This window comes from Timonella sp. A28 (genome assembly GCF_051200815.1).
Classification (GTDB): Bacteria; Actinomycetota; Actinomycetes; order Actinomycetales; family Cellulomonadaceae; genus Timonella.
Genome location: NZ_CP195159.1, coordinates 1,599,269 through 1,616,677 on the forward strand (window position 1 = coordinate 1,599,269; position 17,409 = coordinate 1,616,677).

Here is a 17,409-nt window from a genome sequence, read left to right on the forward strand (position 1 = left end):
AATAAAATCCATAGACACCAACACCACGCACGGGAAAACGCACGACAGCATCAGCACTAAAATTTGAAACCAGCATCCAAAAAAACAACTAGCATCAAAAAACACACCCACACAACGTGCACGCATGTTCCTTCAAAACCAGAATCATTAAACAATAAAAGAAATGTTTAACAACAAAAAATATTTTTGAATACCAAAAATAAAAACGAACATCACCACAGCACATGAAACCCACCCATCTAAAGCAGGAAACACACACCACAACAATGCCCTAATGGCATCAACAATCAAACACACTATTGAGATATCAAACAACAACCACACACCATCAAAACCCAGCCAAACAAACCAGCCAAACCCATCCGGGGCAACCTCTCAAACCTACCAGACCCAGCCCCTCAAAGCAAACCCGAAAGCCACCCTGAAAAACCAAGACCACAAGATCCAAGAAGAAAAATTGTCATCAACACCGGCAAGCAAAACCGCTACAACCCGTCGCGCTGACAAAAGAAAACATTACCCACCCACACCCACCAAAATCAAACCCACACCACGTGACCGTAACCACACCCAAAAACAAACACCGGAAAACACAAACGGGGCCGCTTCCATAAAGGAAGCGACCCCGTCACACACAATTCAGCTATGTCCACCCGCAGCTAGAAAAAATACCCCAGCAAATACCGCAAGAATACAAATTCCAAATGAAAGGTAGGCCATAATTTTTCGACCCATTGAAATAGGACGTGTAACGCCAGAAACAGTCTCCGGCGTCAACATTTTGACACCAAACGCAAACAGCGCAGGTAAACCAGCACCAAGCACAAGCCCGGCAACAAGAACTGAAAGGAGGGATTCGACCTCAATAAATTGGCTCATCAGTCATCACCTTTCACGTTGAGCTCATTGTCGACAACAGCCGCTGACTCTTGGGCGTCTTCGGGTTGCCCCGCACCTACAGCAACCAGCACTTCTTGCTCTGCTGGGTCTTTTGCCGTCGTCACAACTTCATCAACATCTGCCTGCTCGGCACCTACAGTCGCTGCAACAGGACGCTTAGGTTCCGAGTCGTCTTCCCAGTCGTCGTTCACGTTGCTTGAGTTCACAGGCTTACGACGAGAGTGCAAGTACATCCACAGCGATACTGCGATGAGCAGAACAAAGACAATGCTTGAACCTAGGGTTCCACCGACGATGTCTTGAATCCAGAAACATACAGCGCCGACGATACCGGCAGCAGGAAGAGTAACGATCCACGCCATGAACATCTTCTTGGCGACGCCCCAACGCACGTGCGCGCCTGGCATTCCGACGCCTGAACCCATGACGGATCCTGTAGCAACGTGTGTTGTGGACAGTGAGTAGCCGAAGTAGCTCGACATAAAGATCACTGCGGCTGAAGATGTTTCAGCTGCCATTCCCTGACGTGAGTCAATCTCAACGAGGCCTTTACCCAAGGTGCGGATGACTCGCCACCCACCGAGGTATGTACCAAGCGCCATGAATCCAGCACACGAAACGATAACCCAGAACGGAACGTTTGAATCGGGGCTTGCCTGTCCGCCCGCAATAAGCGCAAGCAGGATGATACCCATCGACTTTTGTGCGTCGTTTGTACCGTGAGCAAGAGAAACAAGCGATGCAGAACCAACCTGGCCCCATCGGAATGTTTTGTCTTGAATCTCGCGCGGCACAAAACGAGTAAGGCGAGCAACAATCCACGTACCAATTGCGGCAACAATGATCGCGAGGGTCGGTGCGATCAATGCAGGAAGAGCAACCTTAGCGATAACGCCAGTCCAGATCACTCCGCTGGTGCCCGCAGCGGCAAGAACGGCTCCAACCATTCCACCGACAAGAGCGTGGGAAGAACTTGACGGGATACCAAACAGCCACGTCAACAAGTTCCATACGATTCCACCAACAAGACCAGCGAGGACAACCTCAAGCGTAATCATGTTGGCGTCAACGATTCCCTTTGCGATCGTCGCAGCAACTGCGAGAGAAAGGAAAGCGCCGATCAGGTTCAAAACAGCAGAAAGGGTCACTGCAGTCTTTGGCTTTAGGGCCTTAGTCGCGATTGACGTGGCCATTGCATTGCCCGTGTCGTGGAATCCATTGGTGAAGTCAAACGCCAATGCGGTCATCACGACAAGGACGAGGAGGGTCATCTCGTTCACCACTCTATCGTGAAGGGTAATTTAGCCTCGCGACACCAATTTAAGAAACCTTTATATCGTTGTTCATCTTCTGTTCACTTTGGCAGGGCGTGTCGCCCGCGTGTACGTTCTGGCGTGTCGAATTAAATGAACAAAAAGTGACTGCGGACACCTGATATTGCGGCGAAGTGTCATCTTTCAGTGACACAATGATGTCGTGCCGCAGGTCGAAAAAATGCTTGAGATTCTTGTTGCCGGTGGACACCGCCAGCAACAGGTAAAACATGTGCACACGCAACCTGCACGTCAAGGAAACCAAGGGGAATGGCCTGATTGGATCGCGCCATCCTTACAAAATGGCTTACAGACGATAGGTGCAGAACGCCCTTGGCTGCATCAATTACAGGCCGTTGAACTAGCGCACGCGGGAAAGCACGTTGCACTAGCCACATCAACAGGCTCAGGAAAATCCCTCGCCTATTGGGTACCAGCGTTATCCGCTGTCGCTGCAGAAACCGAACACCACCATCGCATTGAATCCGTTCACGCACGTGGGACAGTTCTCTACCTCTCTCCCACAAAAGCCTTGGCCCACGATCAGCTTGCTTCACTGCAATCGCTCATCACCGCATCTGGCCTGGATCACGTTGTTGCAAGCACCTGCGACGGAGACACGCCCTTCGAGATGAGAAAGTGGATTCAAGCGCATGGTGACGTCGTCTTAACGAACCCTGACTATATGCATTATGCGATGCTGCCATCGCACGCTCGTTGGGCACGCTTCTTCAAACGATTGCGTTACGTCATCATCGATGAGGGGCACTCCTACCGGGGTGTTTTCGGCGCCCATATCGCACTGATATTACGCAGACTACGACGAATCGCCGCGTACTACCGCGGCTCAGGAAACCAATCTACACACGTCGACCTCACTTTTATCGTCGCTTCAGCAACCACAAGCGATCCGTCGTTGAGTGCTGCACGGCTCGTCGGGCTTGATCCAGATGACGTGACAGCAGTTACCGAAGATCATTCACCTCAAGGAACAAAAACCTTTGTGCTGTGGCAGCCGCCCCAGCTACTCCCCCGCGACTCTATTGAAACCACCACCGCACATGGGGACGCTTCTGATTTCGGTTTTCAGCCTGTCCATTCTCTCGGTCTTACAGACGAGTGGACTTTATCTGGGGTGGACGACGATCTCACCAGTCCAAGCGCCCTAGACGAAACGTTCGTTGATGCGCTGCCGAACGAGCAGCCTCGTCGTTCAGTAACAGTTGAGGCTGGTGATCTTGTTGCTGATCTTGCTGCCAACAACATTCGCACTCTGGCGTTTACACGTTCTCGACGTGGCGCAGAAAACGTTGCACGACACATTCAAGACCAGCTACAACTCATTTCACCGAATCTGGCCGGCAGTGTTGCCGCATATCGTGGAGGCTATTTACCTGAAGAGCGGCGTGCGCTAGAGCATGCGCTGCGCGTTGGCGACATAAAAGCATTAGCAACCACGAACGCCCTAGAACTCGGGGTCAACATTTCTGGTCTCGATGCCGTCGTTATTGTGGGTTGGCCTGGCACTCGAGTGTCTATGTGGCAGCAGGCCGGTCGTGCAGGTCGCGCCGGATCAGACGGGCTCGTTGTTTTTATTGCACGCGAAGACCCACTCGACACGTACCTCGTCAATAATCCTGAAGCGATTTTTGATGCTCCGCTCGAAGCAACTGTGTTCGATCCGCACAACCCTTACGTCCTCGCCGGTCATTTATGTTCAGCCGCTGCTGAACTACCATTGCGCGATAACGAAATCGACGCATGGGGTGGTCAGGTAGCGGTGTCTTTACTTGATCAGCTATGCGAACGCGGCACTCTTCGTCGCAGAACACAAGGCTGGTTTTGGACGCATGAACAAAAAGCCGCAGATTTCGTCAACGTGCGCGGCGCTGGTGGGGCGCCCGTGCAAGTGGTTGAACGGGAATCGGGACGACTGCTAGGAACAGTTGATGCGGCAAGTGCTGACGGGCACGTTCATGCGGGTGCCGTGTATGTGCATCAAGGTGAAACGTATGTTGTAGCTGAATACGACCTAGAAGAATCACTTGCTTTTGTTGATCGTGAAGAAGTTTCTTACACCACGTGGGCACGCGATGTGACGTCCATAGAAATCGTGGATGTGCGTAAAGAAACATCGTGGGATGTTGATCTTGGTGGGCAATCCACAGGTGCTCGCCCACATGTGGAATGGGGTTTCGGTGAGGTCAAAGTCCACGGTCAGGTTGTTTCATTTAATCGTCGACGAATCCCTTCCGGTGAAATAATCTCGCACGATTCACTTGATCTTCCGATCCGCACGCTCACAACCACAGCCGTGTGGTGGACAGTGTCTGCGCAACTATTAGAAGTTGCCGAACTAGATGGCGAAGAAACCCCCGGAGCTTTACACGCAGCCGAGCACGCCTCGATTGGTTTGCTTCCGCTACTTGCGACCTGTGACCGCTGGGATTTAGGTGGAGTGTCCACCGCACTACATGTTGACACTGAACGAGCAACCGTATTCGTGTACGACGCATTACCGGGTGGAGCAGGTTTCGCTGAGCGAGGGTTCGCTATGGCCCGTCAATGGTTAACAGCCACACTTGAAGCAATAGAAAGTTGCGCTTGTGTGGAAGGCTGCCCAGCCTGTGTGCAATCCCCCAAGTGCGGCAACGGAAATAATCCTTTGTCTAAAGCTGGCGCTACTCGTCTGCTGAAGTGTGTTCTCGGCCTTGCTTCGCCATAAGCATCACGGCTCGTTCTGTCACACCCAACCACTTTGCAATTCTGTATTGACTGATTTTTTCGGTGTCACGCAGACGAGCTATCTCAATATTGCGTGTTATTCGAGCCGCATCAGCTGCTGCTTCTTGAGTGAGCAGTTCTTGTTGCAGCGCAGCAAGATGCGGAGGAATTTCAGGTTGCACACGCTTAGGTGAAGCCCCACCCTGTGGGGCTTCACCAGCGTTCTTGTCTGAATCTGACACTGAAAGCAGCCCGCTACTTCACGAGTTGGTGTTCAACAGCGGCAAGCAGAACACACGTCGCGACTCCGTCCATTGCTTCTTTAACTTCTTGAAGCGATGGGAAAGAAGGCGCTAGTCGAATGTTTGTGTCGTTGGGATCGTTTTTGTATGGGAACGCCGATCCTGCTCCGGTTAACGCTATTCCAGCGGCTTTCGCTAATTCCACTGTTCTTTTCGCTGTTCCTGGAACAACGTCCAAGCTGACGAAATATCCGCCTTCTGGTTGAGTCCACTGCGCTACTTCTGCCCCACCTAACCGTTCGTCGAGAATTGCAAGGAGCGCATCAAATTTAGGTTTGAGGATGTCACGGTGTTTTTCCATGTGGGTGAGAACACCTTGAGCGTCTTTAAAGAACAGTACGTGACGTAACTGGTTGATTTTGTCTGGACCAATTGACTTCTTAGACAAGTGCTTTTGATACCACGCCTGGTTTGCTTGCGAGGAAGCAAAGAATGCTACGCCTGCACCTGCAAACGTGATTTTTGATGTTGAGGCAACAACGAATGGCCGGTTTGGGTGGCCTGCTTCGTGTGCGTAAGAAAGAATGTCGAGAGCTTTAGGTGCGTGCTCTACAAGCGTGTGTACGGCGTATGCGTTGTCCCAGATGATCCGGAAGTCGTCGGCGGCTGTTGGCATTGCAACAAGTTCGCGCGCGATTTCTTCGGTGATCGTGACACCTGTCGGGTTTGAGTACGTTGGCACACACCAGATGCCTTTAATGGTTGCGTCGTCTGCAACGAGTTTCTTTACTGTGTTCAGGTCTGGCCCGTCCGCGTTCATGGGAACAGGGATCAGGTTGATACCGAATGATTCACAGATCGCGAAGTGGCGGTCGTAGCCTGGCACTGGGGCGAGGAAAGAAATTTTCTCTTCTTTACTCCATGGACGTGGCGAATCGGCGGTGCCGTACAGCAGCGAGTATGCGATGAGATCGTGCATGATTTCGAGGCTGGAGTTACCAGCTGCGATAAGTAGCTCTACGTCTACGTTGAGTAGTTCCGCAAACATTTCACGAAGCTCACGAAGGCCAGTAAGCCCACCATAGTTACGTGTGTCTACGCCTGCCTGGTCACGGTAGGTTTCTTGACCGGGCAGAGTCAGCATCGCATTGGCGAGGTCTAATTGTTCTGGTGCAGGTTTACCACGAGTGAGGTCAAACGACAGATTTTTCGCTTGAAGAGCCTTGTACTGGTGAATCAGGTCTTCATGTGCCTGTTGCAGTTCAGTAACGGTCAGCGATTGAATTGGGCGCTGGGACGTCATAGTCTCTACCTCTCACGGGCTTACCTAATGCCGGGGCCTACTACCCCACATGTTTCCTATCTTAGGCGTTACCCCACTGCTTCGATGTCTTGTTTTACACATAAAGACAGCAGCACTCATTATTGGGTTCGTGCACCGGCTCGGGCATATGCGTTTACTGCCGTACCTGCATGCTGTGTGTGCACTGCAATGAACACACTCTGATCAGCGACCTGGCATTGCGATACGCGCTCACTGGTTTTTTCGCGATTATTCATCCGTACTGTTTCGCGCGCTACAGCGCAGGGGTCTTGCGTACCGTTTACGAGTTGATTTGCTGCCGCGAGCGCCGCGAGGTCTGCTGCTGTTTGGGTTCGTGCACTGATGTAGGCGCGTTCTGTGAGTACGAGTGCAGTCAACGTGAGTAGGAAAATCACTGCGGTGATTGCGAGGGTGATGATGCTGGCGCTTCCTGCTTCTGGTGTCGTTATTCGTGTGTTGTGGTGTGGGGTCATTCTTGGCTGCTGTTCACGTGTTCTTCGAGGTATGCGGTTGCGCGTGCTTGGAGTTTTAGGCCGGGTACTGTGAGACCTGCGATGTGTATGGGTCGGGTTGCGGTTACTGTCACCCACGGCGGGTGGATGGTTGTTGCGTATGTTGTGTCTGTGTCGTGTTGGCTTTCAGACGATGCTGCTGGCTGTCCGGTTGAGGCGATGCGGGCGGCTGTGCGTGCGTGGTCTTGTACGACTGCTCGTTGGAGTGATGCTAGGACAACTGAGATGCAGAGGATGAGGATCATGACGACAGCGGGGAGCATTAACGCGAATTCGACTGTCACCGTTCCTGTTTCGTTGTGGTGGTGTAGGTGTGGCGTTTTTGTTGGGTGTTCGCGTTGTGTGGGTTTCGCGCTGTCGTCATGCATGGTGGTTTAGCGTGTGCCGAGTGCTGTTTGCACGATTGTGAGGAGTAGTTGTTTTACGGGACCGCTTTTTAGGATGACGATGAGGAGTCCGGCGAAGCCTGCTGCTGCGATCATTGCGATTGCGTATTCGGCTGTTGCTAGTCCTTTTTCTGCTTCTGCGCGAATAGCTGCGAGGCGTGTTTTTATGTGTGTGGTGAGTTGAGTGCGCATGTTTTCCTTAGTGTGTGTTGAGCTCGTGTTAGCTCACACGTTTACTGTGCCCGGTTAAGGAATCGCGCCGTTGTGGACTCGTCAGGTATATGTGGAGAAGGCTGTTACTGCGGGCATGTGGATAAGCATGCGACGCACACATGCGTTTATTAGCCGAATAGTTTTTGGCCCAGCGTCGCGATCGTTGGAATAACACCAAGCAACACGAAAGCAGGCAAGAAGCACAGTCCCAGCGGCAGCACGAGATGCACGGCAAGTTTGTGTGCTGCTGCTTTATTATGCGCTAAAGCTTCGTTATGTAGATGCTGCCTGACCGTTGTGAGTGCCTGTGCTGCGGGGGCACCGTTATGCCAGGAATCACGTAAAGCGTTTTCTAAAGGCTGCAAAGTTGGTGTCACGTGTTCCCATGCTTCGTCCCATCGCGCTCCAAGTAGCAGCGATCGGCCCACTGCAGCGAGTTGGTGTCCGCCTGCAGTGCTGGTCGCTGTTCCTAGTGTTTCTAATGCTCTGGGGATTGAGGCACCACTTGCGAGCGCTACTGCCATGAGTTCTAACACGATGGGGGTGTTCAAGGTTGTGGGGTTGGGTTGTGGGCATGCGATGCGTTTGTGTCTTTTGTGGCTGACGTGGCGGTGTGGGCTACTCATTGTTGTGTGCTTTGTGCGTGGTTGATGAGTCGTCGCGTCCAGAGTCTTCCAGTGAGGAATACCAGTGTTCCTAGGGTTGCGGTGGCTATTCCAGCGATGCTGTTAAGGAACCACGTTAGTGGTGATGCGCCAAGGAGCATTGCGAGGAACATTCCTACTAGTGGTAGAGCTTGGAGTATGCGGGCTGAGGTGATGGGTCCGGCTAGTGCGATGGCGTGTTCGCGTTGTATTTCGTGTTCGTTGTGGAGTGCTTGTTCTACTGCTTCTAGGGCTGTTGCTAGCGATGATCCTAGTTCTTTAGCGAGTATGCAGGATGAGTAAATGGCGTCGGCTGTGACTGTGCTACTGAAGGCATTGTTGAGGGCTTGTTTGTACGGTATGCCTAGCGTGTCTGTTGGGATGTTGAGTATGGTCCACGCTTTATGTGGGTCTATTCCTGCACGTAGTAGATCTTTCATTTTGTGCACTGTTTCTTGTTGGGTGTCGTGGGGTGTTGTTGGTGCGTACAGGCTTGGAAAGAGTGTGTGCTTCCACTGTGTTGTGTGGTCAGGCTGACGGGTAGTCGTCATTCTTTTTAGTCGGTGCGTGTGCAGGTAGAAGTGCGCGTATAAGAAAACGGTTATTGCCAGATATGCGGTCACCGGTGCTCTTTTCGGTTGTGTGACTGCATGAGTGTGGTGAGTTGGTGTTCGTTGACGTGGATGAGTTCACTGAGTTGACTGATTCCTGCGCCAACGTGAATGTTTCCTGTTTTCGCCCATGTCAGTGCGGGTTTTGCGACGAGTGTGCCGTGCTCATTGATGTGCAGGACTGCGATTTCACTGATTCGTCGTTGTTGTGTGCCGTGCACTGTGGGCCGTGTGAGGTGGATGATGATGTCTAATGCGCTGGCGGCTTGTTTTGCGAGGGCATCAGGGTTGAGGTGAGCGAGTGCCCCTAATGCTTCAAGTCGTGCAGGTACGTCTTGTGCAGAGTTGGCGTGTATGGTGCCGCAGCCTCCTTGGTGTCCGGTGTTGAGTGCGGTGAGCATGTCTCGTATTTCTGGGCCGCGGCATTCACCGACGACGATGCGGTCGGGGCGCATACGCAAGGTGTGCCGTACTAGTTCTGCTTGGGTGACTGCCCCATGACCTTCAATATTGTTTTTCTTTGTTTCAAGGCGCAGCACATGCGGGTGTGTGGGTTTTATTTCTCGTGATTCTTCAATGGTGATGATGCGTTCGTGGGATGGAACGAGGGACAGCAGCGTGGAGAGCAGTGTTGTTTTTCCTGTTCCTGTTGCCCCTGATACTAAGAAGTTCAGTTTTTTGTTGATGAATTCGTGTATGAGTGGCCGCCACAGCGGGTGTAGGGATCCGAGGTGGGTGAGTTCGTCGAGGGTGAGCGCTGTGGAACGAATTGTTCGTAGGGAAATGAGCGCTGGTGTTTCGCTCAGTGGATGCAAAAGTGCGTGGAGGCGTGTGCCGTCGTGGAGTTGTCCATCTACTGCGGGGTGAGAGTCATCGAGCCGAGTTCCGGCTTGTGCAGCTAACCGTACGGCGAGGGCACGCAATTGTTGTGCGTCCCCTAGGTTGAGGTTGATACGTTCGAGTCCGTTTCCTTTGTCGACCCAAATGTCGTCGACGTCGTTGACGAGAACGTCTGTTACCTGCGGGTCATTCAAGTAGGGCTGTAGTGGGCCGCTGCCAAAAAGTTCGTGTGTTGCTTGCGTGGTGAGGTGTGTGATGGCGTCGTCGCCAAAAACGAGTTGCTGGTCTTCAACAACTTTTTGTATGTCGTGTTTATTGAGTGTGGCGGTGCTGTCTGCGAGCGCGTGACGGATGGTGGCGAGTTTGTCTGTCATGAGCGGTCGCGATCTATGTTTTTTCGGATGTGCTCGGCTGTTGTGTGCAGCGTTTTTTGAATGGTTCGTCCGCTGTGGAAGGGCCCGGCTCCTATTGCAATAGCTTTTTCTAGGTTTCGTAGTCGTGGCAGGTGCGTGCACACTGTGGTGTTGGTGGCTTGTTCGATTTCTTTGGGTGTGAGTGCTGGCGCGTGTAGTGCTGTGGTGACTGTAGTGATGCGTGTTGGCGGGTATGCGTCGAGTTGGCTGTGTATGCGTAGCAGGCCACCTAGCCCGAGCACGGTGAGCGGGCTGACGAGGACGATTGCGTCCCACATGTTTTGGTAGCGCGTGAGTGTGGTGAGGTCGCAGTCGATGATGGCGGTTTCGGTGCTTGTGTGCAGGCTGGTCAGTATCGCGTCGATTGCTTGATCGGGTGGGGTGGTGGTGTCGAATCGTGTTGCGGTGATGAGTGAGAGTGGCCCTTGGGTTACTGCGGTGTCGCGTAGGGCTTTTATGGCGACGTGTCCGCGGGTTTCAGCAAGATCTGGCCATCGTATTCCTGGGGTTTCTTCGAGTCCGAGATGCATTTCTATGCCTCCGCCTCGTCCTGAGAGGTCGATGAGCCACGCGTGGCTGTCGTCGGCGTAATGTGCGGCGAGGGCGGCGGCGACTGTTGTTGCGCCAGTTCCGCCTATTGCACCGATGACGGCGACGAGTTGGCGGGCGTGTTTTGCGGGTGTAGGCCGGTGTGTTGTCATGCGTCCTCGTCGTGGTGTGTGGAGGGTTTCACGCTGTCATGTCTTATCTGCTTGCCACGGTTTGACGCCTATATGACTGTGGACAAAACATCCCTGAACTGTTTGGGGATAACAAAACGTGGTTCGTGCCGTGCTGAACCAACACTTGCGCAGAAAAGTAGGTAGGCTCGTTGCGTGACGAACTCGCAGGCCGTAAAAAAGGTGTCCCCCGACGTTGCCGCGTTCTTTGACCTCGACAAAACGATCATTGCAACGTCCTCGGCGGCTGCTTTTTCTCGTCCGTTTTATGACGGCGGATTGATCACTAAGGCTGCGGCGTTACGGAGCGCGTATGCGCATTTTCTTTTCATGTTGGGTGGCGCTAACGAGGACCAAACTGAACGGATGCGCGAGCAGCTTTCTGCGTTGGTGGCAGGCTGGCCCGTTGAGCAGGTGACTTCTATCGTCAGTGACACCTTGCATCAATATATTGACCCGTACGTGTATGCCGAAGCTTTAGAACTCATTCAGGAGCATCGCGCACGCGGGCATGACGTCGTGATTGTTTCGGCATCTGGTTCTGAGGTAGTTGCCCCGATCGCGATGATGCTTGGCGCGGATCATTCCATTTCCACTCGCATGGAAATCGCGGACGGCAAGTACACGGGGAACATCGATTTTTATGCGTATGGGGAAAATAAGGCTCACGCCATTGAAGAGCTCGCTCAAGAGCGCGGCTATGACCTTGCGAAATGCTACGCGTATTCGGATTCCATCACTGATGTTCCTATGTTGAGTGTTGTGGGTCATCCGCATAGCGTGAATGCGGATCGGGCTTTTCGTCGGGTGTGTGACGAGAATGGCTGGGTGTCTTTAACATTCCGGAAGCCTGTCTCCTTGAACCGTTTATTGACGCCGCTGCAATCAATTTTTGTTGCTGGCACAGTGTTAGCTCTTGGCGTGGGGGTTGGGCTGTTGATTCGTACGTGGCGTGGTGGCAAGAGGCGTCCAACCAGCGGATGAAAAGTGATCAGGAGCACATCTACCTGTGGTGTTTTATGCAGGTGTCCTTGATACTTGAACTAACAGAACGAGCGCTCGGAACCCACGCGCGATCGGTCCACGCATAGGACCTTCGACCGGGGTTCGATCCTCGGGGCGAGACATAGTGCACGCCTGATAACCGAGCGCAGTCTGAGCTAATGGCACCCCATGGGGTGCCATTAGTATGTGTGGACTTTTTTCTGTTTTTCTTTGTCGCTTTTCGTTGCCCGTTGTGTTGCTGCGGTGAATATTTCACCCGTACATAACCCATGGTGAGTAGTCACGATTGCACGGTTCGTCTTAATACCGGAAAGTAGACACATCGACGCAAGGGAAACCTTCGTCGTGGTTGTCGAGAACGCCGTGGGGGTGGGGCTCGGCAGCCCTCGGAACATTATGTTCCGCCAATTGCTTCGCGCTCGTGCATCTTGAGGGATTGCTCGGGCGCGAAGTATTTTTTTGCCCTTTTTCACACGCCACGTCACCACAGCGGTTCCAAAGTCCCCCATCCACCGAGTTTTTTTATGAAAAACTGCCACATGTGATGACGATCGACGAAGCAATCAGCTACCAAAACACTTCTGCACAAAAGAAAACTGAATCAACCAGCAGACTCGGCTCCTACGCCGTGTCATCCATGCTGGCCGGTTCTTACATCGGCATCGGTGTAGTGCTCATGTGCGCAGCAGCGGGGCCCTTCCTAACGTCCCACGCCCCAGCCGCGAAACTCGTCTCAGGGTTAGTATTCGGTATCGCACTGACCCTCGTCACCGTTGCAGGTGGAGAACTCCTCACCTCCAACATGATGACGCTCACCCAAGGCGCCCACAACAAAGCCATCACACGCATTGCTGCCGCACGCACAATGACCCTGTGCTTTATCGGGAACCTCGTCGGCTCCGCCCTGTTCGCCGGTTTCGTATTCTTAGGTGGCACCTTCAAACAAGGCAGCGCAGCATACGCCTACCTCGAATACACGGTGACGTCCAAAGCATCATCAACCCCCATAGAAGTCCTGTTCAAAGGCATTCTGTGTAACATCATCGTCTGCCTTGCCATTTGGGCGGGCATCCGGTTGAAATCCGAAGGCGCGCGACTCACCGTCATCTTCTGGTGCGCTCTCGCCTTTATCACCGCAGGCTTTGAACACGTCGTCGCAAACATGACAACGTTCTCCCTCGCACTCTTCGTCGGCGTCCCCGACATCACCGCGCTCGACTTTGCATCCAACATGATCTTTGCCGGCCTTGGAAACCTCATCGGTGGTGGAGTCATCGTCGGATTAGGCTACTCATTGCTCGCACGCAGTGAACGAAAAGCAAAATCCTTCGCACAAGCTGCATAACACGGGCAAACGCTGGTTTTTCACCTCCCCACACCACTGTGTGGGGAGAACAACCACACGAAAAAATGCCCCAATACTGGACACACCCTTCCTTGTGCCTTCCATCACACTAGAATCGTTGTGGGACTTAGGTCCCTGCGCCAATGACGATGCACTACGGAGGAAGACGTGTCCCAAGAAACTCAATCGCCCGCACTCGAAAACATGCTCACGGAAACACGGTCGTTTCCACCAGCACCCGAATTCGCTGCGCAGGCAAACGCACAGGCACACCTTTACAACGAAGCCGCCAACGACCGGCTAGAGTTCTGGGCACACCAAGCACGCACACACGTCACCTGGAAAACCCCATTCACCGAAACACTCGACTGGTCCAACGCCCCAGTTGCCCGCTGGTTTGGCGACGGCACACTCAACGCCGCATACAACGCCGTTGACCGGCACGTAGCCGCCGGAAACGGAGACCGTGTAGCCCTCCACTTTGAAGGCGAACCCGGCGACACCCGCACCGTGACATACGCAGACCTACAACGCGAAGTCTCACGCGCAGCCAACGCACTAGCCAGCCTCGGAGTAACAACCGGCGACCGCGTCGTCATCTACCTACCCATGATCGTTGAAGCTGTCGTAGCAATGCTCGCTTGCGCCCGCATCGGCGCAACCCACTCCGTCGTATTCGGCGGATTCTCAGCCGACGCACTACGCTCACGCATCGCAGACGCAGGAGCAAAAATCGTCATCACCGCAGACGGCGGATTTAGACGAGGAAAAGCATCTGCCCTCAAACCAGCAGTCGACGAAGCACTCACCGGAGACAGCCCCGTCGAACACGTCGTCGTCGTACGTCGCACCGGACAAGAAACCGCATGGGCTGAAGGCCGCGACGTATGGTGGCACGACATCACCGAAACCGCAGACATCGAACACACCCCAGTATGGGTAGAAGCAGAACACCCACTCTTCATCCTGTACACCTCCGGCACCACAGGAAAACCAAAAGGAATCCTGCACACCACAGGCGGATACCTCACCCAAGCGGCCTACACCCACTACAACGTCTTCGACGTAAAACCAGAAACCGACGTGTACTGGTGCACCGCAGACATCGGCTGGATCACAGGCCACTCCTACGTCGTATACGGGCCGCTCCTCAACGGTGCTACCCAAGTCATCTACGAAGGAACACCCGACTCCCCACATCAAGGCCGCTGGTGGGAAATCATCGAAAAATACAAAGTATCGTTGTTCTACACTGCGCCAACAGCAATCCGCACCTGTATGAAATGGGGAGAAGACATCCCCAACAAGTACGACCTCTCATCACTGCGAGTACTCGGATCAGTCGGCGAATCTATCAACCCTGAAGCATGGATGTGGTACCGTCGCGTCATCGGCGCAAACACAGCACCCATCGTTGACACATGGTGGCAAACAGAAACTGGCGCAATCATGATTTCGCCGCTCCCCGGTGTCACCGCAACCAAACCAGGCTCAGCACAACGACCGCTGCCCGGAATCAGCGCTGAAGTAGTAAACGACTCAGCAGAAGCCGTGCCAAACGGCTCCGGCGGGTATCTCGTCCTGACAGAACCATGGCCTGCAATGCTACGCGGCATCTGGGGCGACCTCGAACGCTACAAAGACACCTACTGGTCACGCTTCGAAGGCCTCTACTTCGCTGGAGACGGCGCCAAAAAAGACGAAGACGGAGACATTTGGCTACTCGGCCGCGTAGACGACGTCATGAACGTCTCTGGCCACCGCCTGTCAACAATGGAAATCGAATCAGCGCTCGTCTCCCACGATTTCGTCGCCGAAGCGGCCGTAGTTGGCGCAGCCGACGACACTACCGGACAAGCAGTCGTCGCTTTCGTGATCCTCCGCGAAGAACACGCACAAAACGCTGGCACCGCTGAAGGCTCCGAAAGCATCCAAATCGATTTGCGCAACCACGTTGCCAAAGAAATTGGCCCCATCGCAAAGCCGCGCACCATCCTCGTCGTTCCAGAACTCCCGAAAACCCGCTCTGGAAAAATCATGCGCCGACTCCTACGCGACATCGCCGAAAACCGAACTGTCGGAGACGCAACAACCCTCGCCGACTCGTCGGTCATGGACCTCATCGCGTCAGGGCTATCCAGTAAAGCACGCTCCTAACACACGCGCTCTTTGGCGTAACAGCAGCACCGGCAGGTAAGGTTTTGGGGTGGTTTCCAGACGTGGAAGCCACCCCAAACCATTGATAAGGAACAGCCATGGACAACGAACACCACGACACGGCCCGCGCCGCGACGATAGATGCGCTTTCTTTGGCGGCCCGTTCAGAAACAGATAAAACAATTCAAGCCGAAAAATGGCGTGAACTGTGGCGTGAAGTACTCCCCCTAGAACGCTGGTACTTCATAAAAGACGACTCCGAAGAAGTCTCCCCCATCTTCCTCAAAGATGGAGACACCATCCTCCTACCAGTGTTCACCGATGTAGAACGCGCCATCAACTACGCAAAAGACTTCGGCGGCAAAGACCGCGTATACGGTTCAGCGCCCGGTGGCATGATCACCGCAACCGAAGAACTCGAAAAGTCTGGGGTGTCACTTGTTGTATTCAACCCACACGAAGAACCTTTCGCAGTCACACCCGCAACACTAAAACAACTCGCCGAAGGCTACAGCACCTCAGGTGAAGGACAAATCGTTGGCGGTTCAGTGCAACTACCCGAATCAGAAGTAGACGCGCTCGCCTACTTCGCTCGCACACACGTCGACGACATCAAAGCGAAATCGGCATTGTGGATCACCACCCTGCTTCTCGACTCCTGGTACTTTGTGCCACAAGGAGAAGGAGAGCACGTCCAGCCTTTCGCTGTCGTCGGCGAAGGAGGAGCGCACATACTTGGCTTCACCCAAGCAAAACGCGCCGCAGAATACGCTGCCCTACGCGGGCTCGGCCAACTAGACGCCGTCATCGAAATGACACCGCAAGAAGCAGTGTCTGCTTTCACCGCAACAGGATCAAAAGCTGTTTCCATCCAGTTTGATCCGCAACACGGATCATTCCACACTGGAATTAAACAACTACCAGCAATGTTGAAAATAGCTGAACAGGTCGCTGCCGATCAGCGCAAAGACCAAGACGACAACGACTAACACACAGGGTTAAGGTCCCGCACACACACGATTTTCATCAACGAAAATATTACCGTGTGTACAGTATTCGTGGACCTTAACCACCATGTGTGCACACGTCACCCAACAGTCAACCCAAACGGTGGAATCACGCAATGACTTCTGTACGTCTCCTTACGACAGTCGGTCCGCTCTCACCCGAAATGGCCTCGGCAGTCCATGACCTCGTCGCTACATGCACCAGCAGCACAGGAATCAGCCCGATCTCTGAGCAGCCGCTGCTGTGGCTCAGCGACCCGCGAGCACACGTCGCTCATATTATTGCGGTACGCAACAACACTCTTGTGGGATACGGGCAAGCAGACTTGTCTCACGTTGATGAAGTCACCTTAGAACTTGCAGTCATCGATGATCCACACACCCCACCTGAAGAAGTTGACCACGTTAGTGACGACATCATCGCCGCGGGAAAGATCGTTGCAGAGCACAACAACGCAATATTTTCTGTATGGGTGCATGGAGCACACTCGCCGCTTGCCCACAGGCTTCCACACAACGGGTATCAACCCGTTCGCACTCTGCTGCGCAAAGAACGGTCCCTTGCCTCGTTCTCTTCCCCAACACATGAGGACGTAAACCATTTCACGGTAAGGACATTCAAGACTAACCAAGACGAGGACTCATGGCTTGCCGCTAACACACAAGCCTTTAGCTGGCATCCAGAGCAAGGCAACCTTACCCGCGCAGACCTCACTGCACGCATGAACGAGCCTTGGTTTAACCCCGAAACGTTTCTCGTTGTCGATTCCATTGACCGCCCACACGCACTAGACGGGTTCTCATGGTTGAAAATCGCAGAAAACACTGTAGGTGAAATTTATGCTCTCGGTGTAGTGCCACACGTTCAAGGTCGAGGGCTTGCAACGTTACTCGTCGAAGAAAGTTTGAAGGTATTGCAGCGGCATAACTGCACTCACGCTGACTTATATGTAGAAGCAGACAACCATGCAGCCAACCGGCTATATGACCGGTTTGGGTTTGTTGAAGTTGAACGACACGTTAAGTTTCAGCAAACGCAGTAAGACAGCACACG

The 17,409-nt window shown here is 53.4% G+C and carries 17 protein-coding genes; 6 read left to right on the forward strand and 11 right to left on the reverse strand.

The features are described 5' to 3' along the window. Positions 1-639: 639 nt before the first annotated feature. Positions 640-879 carry a hypothetical protein gene (locus tag ACR9EC_RS07555; protein ID WP_435298627.1) on the reverse strand — a complete coding sequence of 80 codons (240 nt, stop codon included), beginning with the start codon at positions 877-879 and terminating at the stop codon, positions 640-642. Beyond that, positions 879-2,171 (reverse strand): anion permease, encoded by a 1,293-nt coding sequence (locus ACR9EC_RS07560; RefSeq protein ID WP_435300633.1) that lies wholly within the window; start codon positions 2,169-2,171, stop codon positions 879-881. The genes ACR9EC_RS07555 and ACR9EC_RS07560 overlap by 1 nt, the downstream gene beginning before the upstream one ends. Positions 2,172-2,376: 205 nt before the next feature. Here ACR9EC_RS07560 and ACR9EC_RS07565 point away from each other — a divergent pair, with 205 nt between their 5' ends. Then, a complete protein-coding gene (locus ACR9EC_RS07565) occupies positions 2,377-4,938 on the forward strand; it encodes a DEAD/DEAH box helicase (RefSeq protein WP_435298628.1) in 2,562 nt (853 codons plus the stop codon). Here ACR9EC_RS07565 and ACR9EC_RS07570 read toward each other — a convergent pair. The 9 genes from ACR9EC_RS07570 to ACR9EC_RS07610 form a co-directional block, all read right to left on the reverse strand. Next, positions 4,895-5,179 (reverse strand): hypothetical protein, encoded by a 285-nt coding sequence (locus tag ACR9EC_RS07570; RefSeq protein WP_435298629.1) that lies wholly within the window; start codon positions 5,177-5,179, stop codon positions 4,895-4,897. The genes ACR9EC_RS07565 and ACR9EC_RS07570 overlap by 44 nt on opposite strands. 13 nt (positions 5,180-5,192) lie before the next feature. Next, on the reverse strand, positions 5,193-6,482 hold the full coding sequence (locus ACR9EC_RS07575; protein WP_435298630.1) for an aminotransferase class I/II-fold pyridoxal phosphate-dependent enzyme: 1,290 nt from the start codon (positions 6,480-6,482) through the stop codon (positions 5,193-5,195). Positions 6,483-6,601: 119 nt separating this feature from the next. Beyond that, positions 6,602-6,976 (reverse strand): Rv3654c family TadE-like protein, encoded by a 375-nt coding sequence (locus ACR9EC_RS07580; RefSeq protein WP_435298631.1) that lies wholly within the window; start codon positions 6,974-6,976, stop codon positions 6,602-6,604. Next, positions 6,973-7,383, reverse strand: a complete 411-nt coding sequence (locus ACR9EC_RS07585) for a TadE/TadG family type IV pilus assembly protein (RefSeq protein ID WP_435298632.1) — start codon at positions 7,381-7,383, stop codon at positions 6,973-6,975. Before ACR9EC_RS07585 ends, ACR9EC_RS07580 begins: the two co-directional genes overlap by 4 nt. Before the next feature lie 6 nt (positions 7,384-7,389). Continuing rightward, entirely contained in the window at positions 7,390-7,593 is a 204-nt protein-coding gene (locus tag ACR9EC_RS07590; RefSeq protein WP_435298633.1) for a DUF4244 domain-containing protein, read from the reverse strand. A 149-nt stretch (positions 7,594-7,742) separates the two neighbouring features. Continuing rightward, complete coding sequence (locus ACR9EC_RS07595; RefSeq protein ID WP_435298634.1) at positions 7,743-8,240, reverse strand: type II secretion system F family protein; 498 nt, start codon at positions 8,238-8,240, stop codon at positions 7,743-7,745. Continuing rightward, positions 8,237-8,881 (reverse strand): type II secretion system F family protein, encoded by a 645-nt coding sequence (locus ACR9EC_RS07600; RefSeq protein WP_435298635.1) that lies wholly within the window; start codon positions 8,879-8,881, stop codon positions 8,237-8,239. Before ACR9EC_RS07600 ends, ACR9EC_RS07595 begins: the two co-directional genes overlap by 4 nt. Further along, a complete protein-coding gene (locus tag ACR9EC_RS07605; RefSeq protein WP_435298636.1) occupies positions 8,878-10,083 on the reverse strand; it encodes a TadA family conjugal transfer-associated ATPase in 1,206 nt (401 codons plus the stop codon). The genes ACR9EC_RS07600 and ACR9EC_RS07605 overlap by 4 nt, the downstream gene beginning before the upstream one ends. Then, the gene (locus ACR9EC_RS07610) at positions 10,080-10,823 is read right to left on the reverse strand and encodes a hypothetical protein (protein WP_435298637.1); all 744 of its coding nucleotides are present in this window, start codon (positions 10,821-10,823) and stop codon (positions 10,080-10,082) included. Before ACR9EC_RS07610 ends, ACR9EC_RS07605 begins: the two co-directional genes overlap by 4 nt. Positions 10,824-10,997: 174 nt before the next feature. On the opposite strand from ACR9EC_RS07610, the gene ACR9EC_RS07615 reads away from it, so the two are divergent. The 5 genes from ACR9EC_RS07615 (at position 10,998) to mshD (ending at position 17,398) form a co-directional block, all read left to right on the forward strand. Continuing rightward, a complete protein-coding gene (locus tag ACR9EC_RS07615) occupies positions 10,998-11,825 on the forward strand; it encodes an HAD family hydrolase (RefSeq protein WP_435298638.1) in 828 nt (275 codons plus the stop codon). 565 nt (positions 11,826-12,390) lie between these two features. After that, positions 12,391-13,191 carry a formate/nitrite transporter family protein gene (locus tag ACR9EC_RS07620; RefSeq protein WP_435300634.1) on the forward strand — a complete coding sequence of 267 codons (801 nt, stop codon included), beginning with the start codon at positions 12,391-12,393 and terminating at the stop codon, positions 13,189-13,191. Between the two features lie 204 nt (positions 13,192-13,395). Continuing rightward, a complete protein-coding gene (acs, locus tag ACR9EC_RS07625; protein ID WP_435300635.1) occupies positions 13,396-15,348 on the forward strand; it encodes an acetate--CoA ligase in 1,953 nt (650 codons plus the stop codon). Between the two features lie 98 nt (positions 15,349-15,446). Further along, positions 15,447-16,337 (forward strand): hypothetical protein, encoded by an 891-nt coding sequence (locus ACR9EC_RS07630; RefSeq protein ID WP_435298639.1) that lies wholly within the window; start codon positions 15,447-15,449, stop codon positions 16,335-16,337. 134 nt (positions 16,338-16,471) lie between these two features. Beyond that, a complete protein-coding gene (mshD, locus tag ACR9EC_RS07635) occupies positions 16,472-17,398 on the forward strand; it encodes a mycothiol synthase (RefSeq protein ID WP_435298640.1) in 927 nt (308 codons plus the stop codon). The last annotated feature ends 11 nt before the right edge of the window (positions 17,399-17,409 follow it).